Genomic DNA, 14,209 nt, shown 5'->3' with positions numbered 1-14,209 from the left:
CAACGCACCCGTCTCGCTGGGAGCTTCGAGTCTCGGAGCCCCGCGCGCCGGCAGTGGCCCACCCCCTGTGCCGGGCCGGTCGGTCCGCAGCCAAAGGTGCGACGTCCGCCGGAAATGCCCGACCCCCACCCCGCCCCGCGTGCCCGGTTCGCCGTGTCGCGCGGGGTGTTACGCGTCGTTGGATGCGTCGTGTACCAGCAGTGCGATCTGTACGCGGTTGTTGAGGTCCAGCTTGGTGAGCAGTCGGGAGACGTAGGCCTTGACCGTGGCGATGCTGATGGAGAGTTCCTTGCCGATTTCGGCGTTCGTGTGGCCCTTGCCGACGAGTGTGGCCACGGCGCGTTCGCCGTCGCTGAGGTGGGCGAGGGCGGACTGGGCTCGGGCTCGGCGGGGGTCGATTCCCGTGGTGGCGACGTAGGTCATCATGCGGCGCAGCACGTCGGGGGAGAGCATCGGTTCGCCGGCGGCGACGCGGCGGATGGCCTCGACGATGTCCGGGGGCGGGGTGTGCTTGAGCAGGAAGCCGCCGGCGCCCGCCCGCATCGCCTTGAGGATGTGGTCGTCGGTGTCGAAGGTCGTCATCACGATCACCTCCGGCGCCTCGGGGCGGGCCCGCAGGGTGGCGGTGGCGGCGAGGCCGTCCACTCGGGGCATCCGGATGTCCATCAGCACCACGTCGGGCCGGTGTTCGTCGACCGCGCCGAGCACGTCGGCGCCGTCGGACACCTCCCCGACGACGCGGACGTCCGGCAGCCCGGACAACATCATGGCCAGTCCGGCTCGAACCAGCGCGTCGTCGTCGACGACGAGGACCCGTACACAGCCGTCGGTACTTTTCACTTGGCCAACGGTAGCCACACGCGCAGGCTGAAGTCGCCGTCGGTGGTGGGGCCGTGGTCGAGGCGGCCGCCGATCAGGGCGACGCGTTCGCGCAGGCCGATCAGGCCGGCGCCCGCGCCGGGGATGGCGGTGGGGCGGTGACCGAGCGGGAGGCGGTTGACCACCTCGATGGCGAGGCCGTCGTCGGGGGCGGGGGCGACGAGGACCCGTACCCGGGCGCCGGGGGCGTGTTTGCGGGCGTTGGTCAGCCCTTCCTGGACGATCCGGTACGCGTGCCGGCCGGTGCGTCCCGATACCGACGGCAGGTTCGCCAGGTCCAGGTCGACGGTCGCGCCGGCCAGGCGGGACTCCTCGATCAGCGCGGGCAGGTCGTTCAGTACCGGCTGGGGCCGCTCGGGCTCGCCGTCGCCGTCGTCGTCGGGGTGGGCCCGCAGGACGCCGATCACCTCGCGCAGGTCCTCCAGCGCCTCGAACGCGCATTGGCGGATCACCTCGGCGGCGCGGGCCTCCTCGGGCGAGGCGCCGGCCCGGTATTCCAGCGCGCCCGCGTGGATCGCGAGCAGCGAGATCCGGTGCGCGAGCACGTCGTGCATCTCCCGGGCCAGCCGCTCGCGTTCGAGGTGGCGGGCCTCCTCCACGCGCAGTCGCTGGCCCTCCTCGGCCTGCCGGGCCCGCTCGCGCCAGGACGCGGTCAGTTCGCGCTGGGAGCGGATCAGCATGCCGGTGGCCACGGCGGTGGTGATCAGCAGCGTCATGGCCAGGACCGAGGTCCAGTAGGCGCGGGCCGATGTGGCGCCCACCCAGAAGGTGCCGGTGACGAGCGTGATGTCCAGGGCGGCGACGGACGCGACGGCCCGCCAGGGCCGGTGGATGGCCAGGCTGAGCAGGGCCACCGGCGCGGATCCGGTGACCGCGGCCGAGAAGAAGCCGACGAGGATCCAGGTCACCGTGAGCCCGGTGGGTCGACTGCGGCGCAGCAGCAGCATGGCCACGAACATGACGCCGCCGAGGACGACCTCGAGGAGGACGCCCGGCGGGTTGTCCTCCTGGAGGGCGGTCGCGAGGATCAGCGAGCCGAGTCCGAGGGCGCCGAGCGCGTAGCCGAGGTCGGCGGCCCATTCCCGACGGGTGCGTCGCGGGACCAGGCGGCGGACGAGGCCGGTGGGGGGTGCGCCGGGGGCGGTTCGGGTGACGTGGCTCTTGATCACACTCCAGCCTAGGCAGCGACGTCGGTGTCGCGGCAGTGACCGGGAGTCGACCCCACCATCGACTTTGGTCGGTCGTTCGGCGGCCGTCGGGCCGCTATCTCCCCGCCTCCACCCGCTCCGGCTCCGCCTTCGTCGGCGCGCCCCGCACGCTTCGCCGCGTCCCCGGGATCGACCAGGCCAGCACGGCCGCCAGGAGGCAACCGACGCCGAGCATGCCGAAGCAGACGAGGTAGCCCGTCAATCCGGGCGCGTGGGCGACGCCCGCCGCCCGGGCGGCGGCCGCGCCCGCCGGGCTCGCGCTCAGGATCGCGCCGAGCACCGCCGTCCCGGTCGCGCCGCCGACCGTGCGCAGTACCGCGTTCATCCCGTTGGCCACCCCGGTCATGTCCGCCGGCACGTGGTCGTTGATCAGCGCGGGCATCGCCGAGAAGGCCAGTCCGAGGCCGAACCCGAACAGCACGCCGACCATGGAGAACGCCCACCAGTGCCCGTGCAGCGGGAGCAGCAGGGCGAACGCCGTACCGCTGAGCACCGGCCCCAGGACCAGCGCCGGTTTGGGGCCGTGGCGATTGGTCATCCGGGCGGCCACCGGTGCGGCGGCGAGGTTGCCGAGGGTGCCCGGGAGCATGATCAGGCCCGCGATCAGTACCGACTTGCCGAAGCCGTAGCCGAGTGCCGACGGCGCCTGGATGAACGGTGGGAACAGCAGGGACGAGCCGTACATCGCCATGCCGGTGAAGATCCCGGAGAGGTTGGCGAGCAGGACCGGTCGGCGGGCCATCACGCGCAGGTCGACCAGGGGTTCGGGGTGGCGCAGCGCCCAGCCGATCCAGGCGGCGAACAGCAGTACGGCCAGGGCCAGGCCGCCGACGACCAGCGGATCGCCCCACCCGGATCGGCCGCCCGTGCTGACGGCGGCGAGCAGCGCGGCCAGCCAGCCGGACAGGGTCAGCGCGCCGATCAGGTCCACGTGGCCCTGCCGCCGCTCGGCGGTGTCCGGCACGACCCGCCACACCATGAGCATGGACAGCAGCGCGACCAGCGCCGAGAGCCAGAACAGCAGGTGGTAGTCCCAGCGGTCGGCGATCAGCCCGGTGCTCACCGAGCCGAAGGTGGCGCCGACGCTGATCGTGGCCCCGATGGTGGCGATGCTGCCGGCGGAGCGTTCCCGGGGGAACTCGTCGCGGACCACGCTGAGGGCGAGCGGGACCACGCCGCCGCCCATGCCCTGGAGTACGCGCCCGGCGATCAGCATCACGTAGGAGGTGGTGCACGCGGCCAGGATCGAGCCGAGCGCGACCGCGGCGAGCGCGTACAGGAGGAAACGTTTGCGCCCGCGCAGATCGCCGAGTCGGCCGAGCAGCGGGGTGGCCACGGCGGAGGCGAGCAGGTTGCCGGTGAGCACCCAGGCGATGGCCGAGCTGGAGACGCCGAGCCGGTTCTGCAACTGGGGCAGGATCGGCGAGACCACGGTCTGCATGACCGCCATCGTGGTCGCGGCGAAGGACAGGGCGACCAGGATCGTGGTCGGGCCGTGGCGTTTGGTCGATGCGCGCCCGGCCCTCTTCGTGCGGGTGCTCATGCGGTCAGCGGCCGGTCCTCGACCCAGTCGCAGTGCAGGGTGCGGGTCTCGATGCGCCAGCCCTCGTCGGTGCGCACGAACGTGTCCAGGTAGCGGATGGACATCACCCGGTCGCGGCGCACTCCCTGCGACTCGTAGATGTGGTGCGCGGTGCAGTACGTCTCGCCGTCGGCGCGGTCACCGTCGGGGGCGAAGGTGATCAGCTGATTGGCGATCAGGTGGGTGGTGACCGGGTAGCGGTCCAGGCTCTCCAGGGCCCGGGCGATCTCCGCGCGCCCGGCGCGTACCGCGGGGGGTTCGGTGGATCCGGGGTCGCGGTGGATCACCAGCCGGCCCTCGGGGGTGAACATCGAGGCGACGAGGTCGGGCTTGCGGCGGTCCGCGCCGTGTGCGTAGGTCTGCACCACATCGCGGAGTTCGCTGCGATCGCGCAGTCGGCTCGGCGTGTGCGCAGCGGGCGAATCCGCCTCGTCGTCGTGCATGTCCACCCTTTCGGCAACCGTGTTCGCATGCTGGCAGCAGTTGGATGACACACGCAAGTTAATCTGACGTTGCGTCAGTTACACTCCCCGCGCCCCCGCTCGGCCCGGCTCACCCCTCCCGGGCCACGAACACCACGTCCGGTTCGCCCCGAGCGACCGGTACCCGCTCCACCCGTACCCGCGCGAAGTGGGCCCGCAGCCGGTCGGCGAAGTCGGGGGAGGCGGTCGCGCTCCACACCGTCAGTACGCCGCCCGGCGCCAACCGCGCCCGCAGCGCGGCCAGTCCGGCGTCGTCGTAGAGCGAGGCGTTGCCGTCGGTGACCGTCCAGTCCGGCCCGTTGTCGATGTCCAGGCACAGCGCGTGGAAACGCTCGTCGGCGGCGCCGGAGCGCACCCAGGCCACCAGGTCGGCGGTGACCACGCGAACCCGCGCGTCGTCCAGGGCGTGGCCGGAGAACGGCGCCAGCGGTCCGCGCCCCCAGCGCACGACGGCCGGTTCGCGCTCGATCACGCGCACGTGCGCGACGCGCGGGTCGGTCAGCGTCTCGCGCAGGGTGAAGCCGACGCCCAGGCCGCCGACCAGCACACGCAGGTCGCCCGGCGCGGTCACGGCCGCGAGCGCGGTGCGCGCGAGCAGACGCTCGGAGGCGCCCGCGCGGGTGTCCATCAAAAAGCACCCGTTGCTGATGATTTCGTAGTGCTCGCCCGCGCGGCGCAGGGCGAGTTCGCCGTCGGCCGCCGGAACGCGTTCGATCTCTTCCGCGTCGGTGGTCGCCTCGAACGTATGCATCGGTGCACTGACTCCTTGTCGCTTTATGGAGAACGGGTGTCGTCGTGTCGCCTTTTCCTTGTCGCGGTATCCCTTCGAATGCCTCACGAACCCCTCGGGTATCTCCCGGCACGGATTTTCCGCACCTCGTAACAGTGCCATCACGAAGCCCGGAAACGACCGTCCGTACGGTCCGATCGGTGACACGTGTGTACTCGTGCGCCCCGCCTCGTACCCGGCTTCGTCAGGGCTGCCGGCCAGCGGTTTTCGCCGGTTCGGTGACCCTTGCACCCTGTAGGACACCCGGTTAAGGTCCCGGCCATTGCTTCATGGCCCATTAACTGATGGCATGTCAGATCCAGTCGCGAGGATGCCTCGCAGACGGGGCGGAAGCACTAGACGTGAACAACGCGAGCACAGCGCAGGAGAAGTACGTGAGAGCGCACCGGGCCCCCGGCCCGGCCCGCGGAAACGAAGTGTCGGGAGGGCTGATGGCATCAACTTCCGCCGGGCGGCGTGGGATGCGCCGACGAGCGGCGGCCGGCTTGCTGGTCGTGCCGCTCCTTGTGGCGGTCGGCTGTAGCCGCTCGGGCGAGGACGCGGTGGCCAAGGGACCGGGATCGGGCGGCGGCGGCCCCGCCGCCACCGGTACCCAGGACGGCAAGGCCCCCGTCGGCGGCGGCGCGCCGGGCGACTTCGGCACGCTCAAGGACGTGTGCGGCAAGGGCGACGGCAAACCGCTGACCAAGAAGGCCGATCGGGGCGTGACCGAGAAGCAGATCTCGGTGAGCGTGACCGGCGACCCCGGCGCCCCCGCACAACCGGGCCTGGGCAAAGAGTTCTTCGAGATGGCCGACGGCTTCACCAAGTGGTGCAACGGCCTCGGCGGGATCAACGGCCGCACCATCAAGCTGACCCAGCGCGACGCCGCGCTGAGCAACGTGGGCACCGTGATGACCGCCGCCTGCCAGAACGACTTCATGGTCGTCGGCGGCGGCAACCCGTTCGACAACGACGGCGTCAAGGCCCGTACCGGGTGCAAGCTCGGCGCCTTCCCCGCCTACGTGGTGGGCGAGGAGTCGGCCAAGGCCGACCTCCAGGTGCTCGCGGTGGGCCTGCCGACCACGACCACCGTGGTGGGCGCCTACAAGGCGGTCTTCGCGGCGCGTCCCGAGGTCAAGGCCAAGGTCGGCCTGCTCGGCCAGAACATGGCCTCGCTGCGGCCCGCGATGGCCCGCTACAAGGCCGGCGTGGAGGCGGCGGGCGGCACCATCGTCTTCAAGGAGGACGTTCCCGTCATGCCGCCCCCCGGGCGCACGACGCTGGAGAAGATGAAGCAGGCCGGTGTCGAGATGCTGATCACCACCTGGCTCGCGGTGGACTCGGCCTCGATGTTCCGCGAGATGGACGCGATGAACTGGCACCCCAAGGTCATCGTCAGCGACGCCTCGGCGTACAACCGCTACACCCTGGCCTCCGCCAAGAACTCCAAGATCCCGGACACCTACATCTACCCGACCTACGTGCCGCAGTCGCTCGGCGACAAGAACCCGGCCGTACAGAAGGCGCTGGAGATCCTGCACCTCGCCGAGCCGAGCAAGGACCTGGAGTTCTTCCACATGTCGGGGATCAACTCCTGGCTGCTGTGGGCGAGCGCGGTCAAGGAGTGCGGTACCGACCTGACCACCGAGTGCGTGCTGGCCAAGGGCAAGCGGGCGAACTGGGACGCGGGCGGCCTGTTCGCCCCCGGCCCGATCGTGGAGACCAAGGACGTACGCGCCTCGGACTGCTTCACCATGGTCAAGGCGACCGCCAAGGGCTTCGAGTACGACGCCGCGCTGACCAAGCCGAACAAGGCCGAGTTCTTCAACTGCGACCCGGCCAACGTGGTCGCCGTCGCCCCGGGCGCGCCGAGCGCGCCACCGTCGGCCCCGGCCACGACCCCGCCCGCCGACGGGGGAACCGCTCCGCCGCCGGCCGGCGATTCGGGCACCGGCAGCCCGCCGCCCGCCGACGGGGGCGAGCCGCCGCCGGCCGCGCCGCCGGAGGAAGTGACCTCCTGACCCCACTGGGCCGGGAGCACACCCCCACGCCACGCGTCACCCGCAGCACCCGAAGCACCCGCGACACCCCGTCGCCCTCTCGCCCCGCACCGGGCGGGAGGGCGGCCCCGCGGCCCTGACGACCTGTCAGGCGCCGTGCCGCACCAGTCTCCGAGACCGATCGCCCCGCGACACGGCCCGGCCCGAACGGAGGGCGCGTGCACGAGTTCATCATCCTCACCATCAGCGGCCTGGTCACCGGCGGCATCTATGCCATCACCGCCGGCGGCCTGACCCTGACCTACACCACCACGGGCATCTTCAACTTCGCCCACGGCGCCACCGGCGCGCTCGCCGCGTTCACCTACTGGCAACTGCACTTCGACTGGGGCTGGCCCGTGTGGCTGTCCCTGCTGGTCGTGCTCGGCGTACTGGCCCCCGCGTTCGGGGTGTTCCTGCACTTCGCCATCATGCGCCGGCTCGAGGGCACCTCGGAGACCACCCGCCTGATGGTCACCGTCGCGGTGCTGCTGAGCCTGCTGGCCGCGGTGATGTGGATCTGGGATCCGCAGACCCCGCGCAACGTGGTCAACTTCTTCCCCGGCGAGTCCGTGGACATGGCCGGCACCCGGGTCTCCTACCACGACCTGATCACCCTGGCCGTGGCGCTGATCGTGGCGATCGGCCTGTGGGTGCTCCTGCGCTCCACCCGCGCGGGCGTGGCCATGCGCGCCACCGTCGACGACCGCAACCTGGCCGTGCTCAACGGCTCGCGCCCCGAGGTGCCCGGCATGCTGGCCTGGGCCACCGGCACCATGCTGGCCGCGGTCGCGGGCATCCTGATCGCCCCCAAACTCTCCTTCGCCGCGCTGCCGCTCACCCTGCTGATCGTCAACGCCTACGCCGCGGCGGTGATCGGCCGGCTCAAGAGCCTGCCGTGGACGTTCGTCGGCGCGATGATCATCGGCCTGGTCACCGAGTACGGCAAGGGCTACCTCACCGAGACCCGCTTCCCGACCGCCGGCCCCTACCTGTCCGGCCTCAGCGACTCGATGCCGGTCCTGGTGCTGTTCGTGGCGATCATGCTGCTGCCCACCTCCCGGCTGCGCGGCCACGCCTCCTCCCGCACCCGGGAGATCTCGCACCGCCCCACCTGGACCGGCTCGCTGGTCTTCGCCGGCATCGTGATCGCGGGCGCGGTGGTGGCGGCCAACTCCCTCGCCGCCGCCGACCTGTTCGCCAGCACCCGCATGTGGGGCTTCGCGCTGATCGGCCTGTCGGTGATCCCGCTGGTCGGCTACGCCGGGAAGATGTCGCTCGCCCAATTGGGCTTCGCCGGCATCGGCGCGATCTGCGTCTCGCACCTGGGCGAGGGCGGCAACCCGCTGGGGCTGCTGTGGGCCGCGCTGATCTGCGCCGGCATCGGCGTGCTCGTCGCGCTGCCCGCGCTGCGCCTGTCCGGGATCTATCTCGCCCTGGCCACCGCCGCGTTCGCGGTGATGCTGGACCGCTGGATCTTCGGCCTGCCCGCCTTCACCTGGGGCGACACGAAGATCGACCTGTTCAACAGCGGCACGCTCAACTTCGAGCGCTTCGACTGGCCCGGCATCGACATCTCCTCCGACCGGGCGTACTTCATCTTCGGCGCGGTCTTCTTCGCGCTGTCCTCGCTGGTCGTGGTGTGGATCCGGCGCGGCGAGTTCGGTCGCAGGCTGCTGGCCATGAAGGACAGCCCTGCGGCCTGCGCGACGATCGGGATGAACCACAAGCTGACCACGCTCACCGTCTTCGGGCTCTCCGCCGCGATGGCCGGCGTCGGCGGCGGCATCCTGGGCGGCGCGGCCGGCACCCTGTCCCCGGTCAACTTCGACTTCACCGCCGGGCTCTCGGTGCTGATGCTGATGGTGATCGCCGGGCTCACCTCACCGGGCGCCGCGCTGTTCGCGGGCATCTTCCTGGGCACCCCGCTGATGACCAACCTCTTCCCCGACTACGCCCAGCTCACCACCATCCTGATCGGCCTCAACGGCATCGCGCTCGGCAAGAACCCGAACGGCTTCATCGCCGCCAAGATCCGCCCCGAGTGGGAGCCCGCGCTGGGCCGCCCGGTCGTCCTCGCCGGCAGCGCCGCCGCCCAACTGGCGCTGATCGTGCTCCGGTTCACCGACGTGATCGGCAACTGGCCGTTCGTGCTCGGCATCCTGCTCGCGGTGATCGGCATCCCGGCCGCGCTCAAGATCGAGGTGATGATCAAGGCGCCGCGGACCGAACCGGAGGTGCCCGAGGGCCTGTCCGGGCAACCCGAGGGCCTGGGCCTGAACGGGAACCGCTTCGAGGCCGCCGACATCGAGGCGCTGGACAAACTGATCGCGCTGCCCTCGCTGCCCGCGGCGGCGACGGCCGCGGCACCGTCACCCATCCTGCCGGGAGCACGTCATGGGGCTTGAGGTCGAGGGCGTCACGGTCCGCTTCGGCGGGCACACGGCCCTGAACAACGTCGACATCTGGGCCCACGAGGGCAAGGTCACCGGCCTGATCGGGCCCAACGGCGCGGGCAAGACCACCATCTTCAACGTGATCACCGGCCTGCAACCACCCTCCTCGGGACAGGTGCGGATGGACGGGCGCGACGTCAGCAAACTGGCGCCCTACCGCCGGGCCCGGCTCGGCATGGCCCGCACCTTCCAACGCCTGGAACTGTTCGGCTCGTTGTCGGTCCGGGAGAACATCCAGGTCGCCGCCGCGCAGTACCGCCGACTGCACCGGGGCACCAAGGAGACGCCGCAGGACACCGCCGCGCGCCTGCTGCACCGCCTCGACCTGACCGCGATCGCGCACGTGCGCGCCGACCAACTGCCCACCGGGCAGGGCCGCGTGGTCGAGTTGGCCCGCTCGCTGGCCTGCCGGCCCAAGATCCTGCTCCTGGACGAGCCGGCCTCGGGCCAGGACGACGAGGAGACGCGCGGCTTCGGCCAACTGCTGCGCGAGATCGCCGCCGACGGCGTCGCGGTGCTGCTGGTCGAGCACGACATGGACCTGGTGATGAACACCTGCGACGAACTGCACGTACTTGACTTCGGCAAAAAAATCGCCAACGGTACGTGCGACGAGATCCGCCACAACGCCGCCGTCCAGGCGGCCTACCTCGGTACCGCGGACGCGGCGGAGGCCGACGAAGTCCTTCAGGAGAGCGTATGACCCTGAATGTGGCCGACGCGCAGCCGGCCGGCGCGCCGAGCGCCCCGCCGCTGCTCGAACTGCGCGGGATCAGCGCCGCGTACGAGCAGGTCGAGGTGCTGCACAAGGTGGACCTCGCGGTCCCCACCGGCAAGGTGATGGCCGTGCTCGGCCCCAACGGCGCCGGCAAGACCACGATGCTCAAGGTGATCACCGGGCTGCACCAGCCCACCGCCGGCGACATCTACCTGGCCGGCCGGTGCGTCACCGGGGCGGCTCCCGTGGACCTGGCCCGGATCGGCCTGTGCAGCATCCCGGAAGGCCGCGGCGTCTTCCCCAATCTCACCGTGTCCGAGAACCTGTGGATGGCGACCTATCGAGGAGTCTCCCGCAAGGAGATCGAGGAGAAGGTCTTCCCGATCTTCCCCCGCCTCGAGCAGCGCCGGAACCAGGCCGCGGGCACGATGTCGGGCGGCGAGCAGCAGATGCTGGCCGTCGCCCGGGCGATCGCCACCAACCCGGCCATCATCCTGCTCGACGAGTTGTCGATGGGCCTCGCGCCCCTCGTCGTCGACCAGCTGTACGACGTGGTCGGCAAGATCGCCGAGACCGGTGTCACCGTGCTCCTGGTCGAGCAGTTCGCGCGCACGGCCCTGGCCGTCGCCGACCTCGCCGCGGTCATGAGCGGTGGCCGGATCCTTCAGGTCGGCACCCCGGACGAGATCGCCGGCGACCTGCACAGCGCGTACCTGGGCGGCTGATCGCACATGGCCGTCGGGTACGCATCAACCTCACGGCGACCCACGAGGTGAGCACTTATATGAGTATGAACAGCGTGAACGCCGACGGGCAGCCACCCGCACCCGCGGGTCCGCCCCCCGGCGTGCCGCCGACGGTTCCGCAGGGCGTGCCGACCGCCGGGCCACCGGCGTACGCACCGCCGCGCCACGCGGCCGTACCGGCGGCCACCCAGGACCGGACCCGACAGTTCACCGCCGACGTCGGGGCCCTCAAGCTGCGCGCGCCCAAGACCATGCTCGACACCCAGCTGATGTGGCTGGGCGTGGGGCTGATGGTGCTCGGGATCGGGATGGGCTTCGGCGCCTACTTCATGTCCCACGGCACGACGCTGATCCTGACCCAGAACGACGCCATCACCCTGGGCATCTCGGCGATCCCGGTCTCGCTCCTCGGGTTCGCCCTGTTCCTGCGCTTCTCGCTGTCCACCTTCATGCGGTTCTGGCTGGCCCGGCTGATCGCCGCCCAGCAGAGCCCGCGGCAGGGGCCGGCGGACGCGGGCACGGACGCCACGACGGTATTGCCGACCACGCCGGCGCAGCACTGAGCGATCGCGGCCCCCGACCGCTTCGGGGGCTCCTCAACGGGCCGCGCGCGGTGTCATCCTGAACAGGACGGACGCCGCGCGCAGCACCCGTGGAGGGCAGCGAGGACATGAGCGAGAACCCACCGCCGGGAGATTCCGCCCCGCCCGACACGACCACACCGCGCGACGGCCGCCGCCTGCGCCTGGTCACGACGGTGTGGGCGGTGCTGATGGCGCTCGCGATCGTGATGATCGTCCTGATGTTGCGCAGCTAGCGCGGGTCGCCGGTCTCGAAGACACACCCCGGAGCCGTTTCGGGCCGCGCACACCCACACCTGCGGATGGCCGGTCCCGAGAACGGGGCCGGCCATCCGCACGTGCGCGGGGCGCTCAGATCGCCGGCGGCAGGTCCACCAGCGCGCCGAGCGTGGCCCGGTGTCGGTCCGCGGTGCCGAGGAGCAGCGCCGAGGCCATCGCCCGCTTGAGGTACAGGTGCGCCGGGTGCTCCCAGGTGAAGCCGATCCCGCCGTGCATCTGCACACACTCCTCCGCCGTACGCACCGCCACCTCGGAGCAGTACGCCTGGGCCAGCGCGGTCGCCACCGCCGCGTCGGGGGAGTCCTCGGCCAGGCACGCCGCCGCGTAGCGGGCCGCGGCCCGGGCCGACGCCAGGTCCGACCACAGGTCGGCGGCACGGTGGCGCAGCGCCTGGAACGAGCCGATCGGCCGGCCGAACTGGTGACGCACCTTCAGATAGCCGACCGCCTCGGCCAACGCCTGCTCCGCCACGCCCAGTTGCTCGGACGCGAGCAGCGCCGCGCCGTAGCGCACCGCGTGCCCGAGGGCCCGCTCGGCGTGCTCGGGCCCGGCCAGCACCCGAGCGCGCACCTGATCCAGCGTCACCTGACCCACCGGACGCGTCGCGTCCAACGAGGTCACCGCGCCGCGGGCCAGGTTCGCCGCGTCGCCCGCCACCAGCGCCAGATGCGGCTCGCCGGCCACGATCACCGGCAGCACCAGCAGCTCGGCCCGATCCACGGCCAACACCCCGGTCACCGCGCCGGTCAGGGACAACTCCCCGTCCTCCCACGCCCCCGTCACCGACAGCGGGAAGCCCGCCTCCGGCCAGGTGGTCGCGGTCACCGCGAGGGTGGCGGTACGGGTCCCCTCCGCCAGCGCGCGCAGCGCGGTATCGCGCGCCGCACCGGCCGGGCAGGCGAGCAGCGCCGAGGTGGCCAGCACCGCGCTGGCCAGGAACGGCACCGGCGCCACCGCGCGGCCCAGTTCCTCCAGCGCCACCGCGACCTCCCTCGGCCCCGCGCCGGCCCCGCCGAACTCCTCCGGGATCAGCAGCCCGGCCAGCCCCAACTCGGCCGCCACCGCCTTCCACAGGCCCTCGTCGTACGCCTCGTCGGTGTCGATCCGGGCCAGCACGTCGTGCCACCCGCACCGGTCCCGCAGCAGCTCGCGCAGCGTCGCGCGCAACTCCTCCTCGATCTCGCCGTACAGCAGCGAGGGAATCGTGGGTTCGCTCACCGGGGCATCTCCTTCCACGCCACCTTCGTATCGGTGCGCGGCTCGCGCGGCAGATCCAGCACCCGGTCCGCGATCACGTTGCGCAACACCTCCGAGGTGCCGCCCTCGATCGAATTGCCCTTGGCCCGCAGGTAGTAGTAGCCCGGAGCGCGCGCGCCCAGCGTGGCCTGGCCCATGTCGCTGCGCCGCATGGTCCACTCGTCGTAGCCCAGGCCCTCCTCGCCGGTCAGCTCCAGCCACAACCGGGTCACGTCCTGGTTCAGCCGCGCGTAGGCGATCTTGGCCGCCGACCCCTCCGGCCCGGGCGCGCCGACCGCGAGTTGCTGGCGGATGCGCTCGTTGCCGAGCCGGGCCACCTCGCACTCCACCCAGGCCCGAAGCAGCCGGTCGTGCAGGCCGGGAGTGCGCAACTCCGGCCGGTCGCGCCACATCCGCGCCACCGCCCCGATCGCGTTCGCCTCGCGGGGCGCGGCGCCGCCGCCGATGGCCACCCGCTCGTTCATCAGCGTGGTGTTCGACACCGCCCAGCCCTGACCCACCTCACCCGCGCGATGCGCGTCGGGCACGCGTACGTCGGTCAGGAACACCTCGTTGAACTCGGCCTGTCCGGTGGCCTGGCGCAGCGGGCGCACCTCCACCCCGGGCGAGGTCATGTCCAGGAAGAAGTAGGTCAGCCCCTGGTGCTTGGGCAGGTCCGGATCGGTCCGGGCGAGCAACATCGCCCAGCGCGCCTTGTGCGCGAGCGAGGTCCACACCTTCTGGCCGGTCACGATCCAGTCGCCGTCGCCGTCGCGCATCGCCCGGGTGGCCAGCCCCGCCAGGTCCGATCCCGCGCCGGGTTCGCTGAACAGCTGGCACCAGACCTCCTCGCCGGTCCACAGCGGGCGCAACAACCGGGCGCGCGACTCGGCGTCGCCGTGCGCGACGATCGTGGGCGCGCCCATGCCCAGGCCGATCGGATTGCGGTACGCGCTGACCACCTTGGCGCCGGCCGCGATCAACGCGTCCTCGACCACCTGTTGCAGCGCCCGCGAGGCGCCCAGGCCGCCGCAGCCGACCGGGAAGTGCACCCAGGCCAGGCCCGCGTCGAAGCGGTGCCCGAGGAATTCCACCGAGGTCATCGTGGTGGGATCGTGCGCCGCGACCAAGTCGGCGACCCGCCGCCGCAGTTCCGCCGCGTCGAGCGGTCCGCCCGCGGCCGGTGGGCCGTCGGGAGCGGTTCCCGATGCGGCCCGGGGTTCGTTGCCGG

At 71.9% G+C, this 14,209-nt stretch carries 13 protein-coding genes; 6 read left to right on the top strand and 7 right to left on the bottom strand.

The features are described 5' to 3' along the window. Positions 1 to 168: 168 nt before the first annotated feature. The 5 genes from EMA17_RS49970 to EMA17_RS49950 form a co-directional block, all read right to left on the bottom strand. Positions 169 to 840 carry a response regulator gene (locus EMA17_RS49970; protein WP_126643863.1) on the bottom strand — a complete coding sequence of 224 codons (672 nt, stop codon included), beginning with the start codon at positions 838 to 840 and terminating at the stop codon, positions 169 to 171. Next, positions 837 to 2,048 carry a sensor histidine kinase gene (locus EMA17_RS49965; RefSeq protein ID WP_126643862.1) on the bottom strand — a complete coding sequence of 404 codons (1,212 nt, stop codon included), beginning with the start codon at positions 2,046 to 2,048 and terminating at the stop codon, positions 837 to 839. Before EMA17_RS49965 ends, EMA17_RS49970 begins: the two co-directional genes overlap by 4 nt. A gap of 94 nt (positions 2,049 to 2,142) precedes the next feature. After that, positions 2,143 to 3,630 carry an MFS transporter gene (locus tag EMA17_RS49960; protein ID WP_126643861.1) on the bottom strand — a complete coding sequence of 496 codons (1,488 nt, stop codon included), beginning with the start codon at positions 3,628 to 3,630 and terminating at the stop codon, positions 2,143 to 2,145. Further along, the gene (locus EMA17_RS49955) at positions 3,627 to 4,112 is read right to left on the bottom strand and encodes a nuclear transport factor 2 family protein (RefSeq protein WP_126643860.1); all 486 of its coding nucleotides are present in this window, start codon (positions 4,110 to 4,112) and stop codon (positions 3,627 to 3,629) included. The genes EMA17_RS49960 and EMA17_RS49955 overlap by 4 nt, the downstream gene beginning before the upstream one ends. A 109-nt stretch (positions 4,113 to 4,221) precedes the next feature. Continuing rightward, complete coding sequence (locus EMA17_RS49950; RefSeq protein ID WP_126643859.1) at positions 4,222 to 4,902, bottom strand: spermidine synthase; 681 nt, start codon at positions 4,900 to 4,902, stop codon at positions 4,222 to 4,224. A gap of 470 nt (positions 4,903 to 5,372) precedes the next feature. On the opposite strand from EMA17_RS49950, the gene EMA17_RS49945 reads away from it, so the two are divergent. The 6 genes from EMA17_RS49945 to EMA17_RS52455 all read left to right on the top strand — a co-directional run bounded on the left by EMA17_RS49945 (position 5,373) and on the right by EMA17_RS52455 (position 11,699). Then, positions 5,373 to 6,944: an ABC transporter substrate-binding protein gene (locus EMA17_RS49945; protein ID WP_160161880.1), complete on the top strand. Its 1,572-nt coding sequence runs from the start codon at positions 5,373 to 5,375 to the stop codon at positions 6,942 to 6,944. A 197-nt stretch (positions 6,945 to 7,141) separates the two neighbouring features. After that, positions 7,142 to 9,370, top strand: a complete 2,229-nt coding sequence (locus EMA17_RS49940; RefSeq protein ID WP_126643857.1) for a branched-chain amino acid ABC transporter permease — start codon at positions 7,142 to 7,144, stop codon at positions 9,368 to 9,370. Beyond that, on the top strand, positions 9,360 to 10,121 hold the full coding sequence (locus EMA17_RS49935) for an ABC transporter ATP-binding protein (protein ID WP_126643856.1): 762 nt from the start codon (positions 9,360 to 9,362) through the stop codon (positions 10,119 to 10,121). The genes EMA17_RS49940 and EMA17_RS49935 overlap by 11 nt, the downstream gene beginning before the upstream one ends. Then, complete coding sequence (locus tag EMA17_RS49930) at positions 10,118 to 10,861, top strand: ABC transporter ATP-binding protein (protein WP_078974646.1); 744 nt, start codon at positions 10,118 to 10,120, stop codon at positions 10,859 to 10,861. Before EMA17_RS49935 ends, EMA17_RS49930 begins: the two co-directional genes overlap by 4 nt. Positions 10,862 to 10,920: 59 nt before the next feature. After that, positions 10,921 to 11,445 (top strand): hypothetical protein, encoded by a 525-nt coding sequence (locus tag EMA17_RS49925; protein WP_126643855.1) that lies wholly within the window; start codon positions 10,921 to 10,923, stop codon positions 11,443 to 11,445. Positions 11,446 to 11,552: 107 nt separating this feature from the next. Continuing rightward, positions 11,553 to 11,699 carry a hypothetical protein gene (locus EMA17_RS52455; protein WP_160161879.1) on the top strand — a complete coding sequence of 49 codons (147 nt, stop codon included), beginning with the start codon at positions 11,553 to 11,555 and terminating at the stop codon, positions 11,697 to 11,699. Positions 11,700 to 11,814: 115 nt separating this feature from the next. Here EMA17_RS52455 and EMA17_RS49920 read toward each other — a convergent pair whose 3' ends face one another. Both EMA17_RS49920 and EMA17_RS49915 read right to left on the bottom strand, forming a co-directional pair. Then, a complete protein-coding gene (locus EMA17_RS49920; RefSeq protein WP_174861547.1) occupies positions 11,815 to 12,960 on the bottom strand; it encodes an acyl-CoA dehydrogenase family protein in 1,146 nt (381 codons plus the stop codon). Next, complete coding sequence (locus EMA17_RS49915) at positions 12,957 to 14,129, bottom strand: acyl-CoA dehydrogenase family protein (RefSeq protein ID WP_170222386.1); 1,173 nt, start codon at positions 14,127 to 14,129, stop codon at positions 12,957 to 12,959. Before EMA17_RS49915 ends, EMA17_RS49920 begins: the two co-directional genes overlap by 4 nt. Positions 14,130 to 14,209: the final 80 nt, after the last annotated feature.

This window comes from Embleya hyalina (assembly GCF_003967355.1).
GTDB lineage: Bacteria > Actinomycetota > Actinomycetes > Streptomycetales > Streptomycetaceae > Embleya > Embleya hyalina.
The sequence above is the reverse complement of the archived record's forward strand: the minus strand, read 5'-3'. Positions and strand labels throughout refer to the sequence as shown.

Excerpts from the sequence above, each read along its gene's own strand:
- EMA17_RS49960 (WP_126643861.1), bottom strand. The coding sequence starts at position 3,630 with ATGAGCACCCGCACGAAGAGGGCCGGGCGCGCATCGACCAAACGCCAC.
- EMA17_RS49955 (WP_126643860.1), bottom strand. The coding sequence starts at position 4,112 with ATGCACGACGACGAGGCGGATTCGCCCGCTGCGCACACGCCGAGCCGA.
- EMA17_RS49950 (WP_126643859.1), bottom strand. The coding sequence starts at position 4,902 with ATGCATACGTTCGAGGCGACCACCGACGCGGAAGAGATCGAACGCGTT.
- EMA17_RS49945 (WP_160161880.1), top strand. The coding sequence starts at position 5,373 with ATGGCATCAACTTCCGCCGGGCGGCGTGGGATGCGCCGACGAGCGGCG.
- EMA17_RS49935 (WP_126643856.1), top strand. The coding sequence starts at position 9,360 with ATGGGGCTTGAGGTCGAGGGCGTCACGGTCCGCTTCGGCGGGCACACG.
- EMA17_RS49930 (WP_078974646.1), top strand. The coding sequence starts at position 10,118 with ATGACCCTGAATGTGGCCGACGCGCAGCCGGCCGGCGCGCCGAGCGCC.
- EMA17_RS49925 (WP_126643855.1), top strand. The coding sequence starts at position 10,921 with ATGAGTATGAACAGCGTGAACGCCGACGGGCAGCCACCCGCACCCGCG.
- EMA17_RS52455 (WP_160161879.1), top strand. The coding sequence starts at position 11,553 with ATGAGCGAGAACCCACCGCCGGGAGATTCCGCCCCGCCCGACACGACC.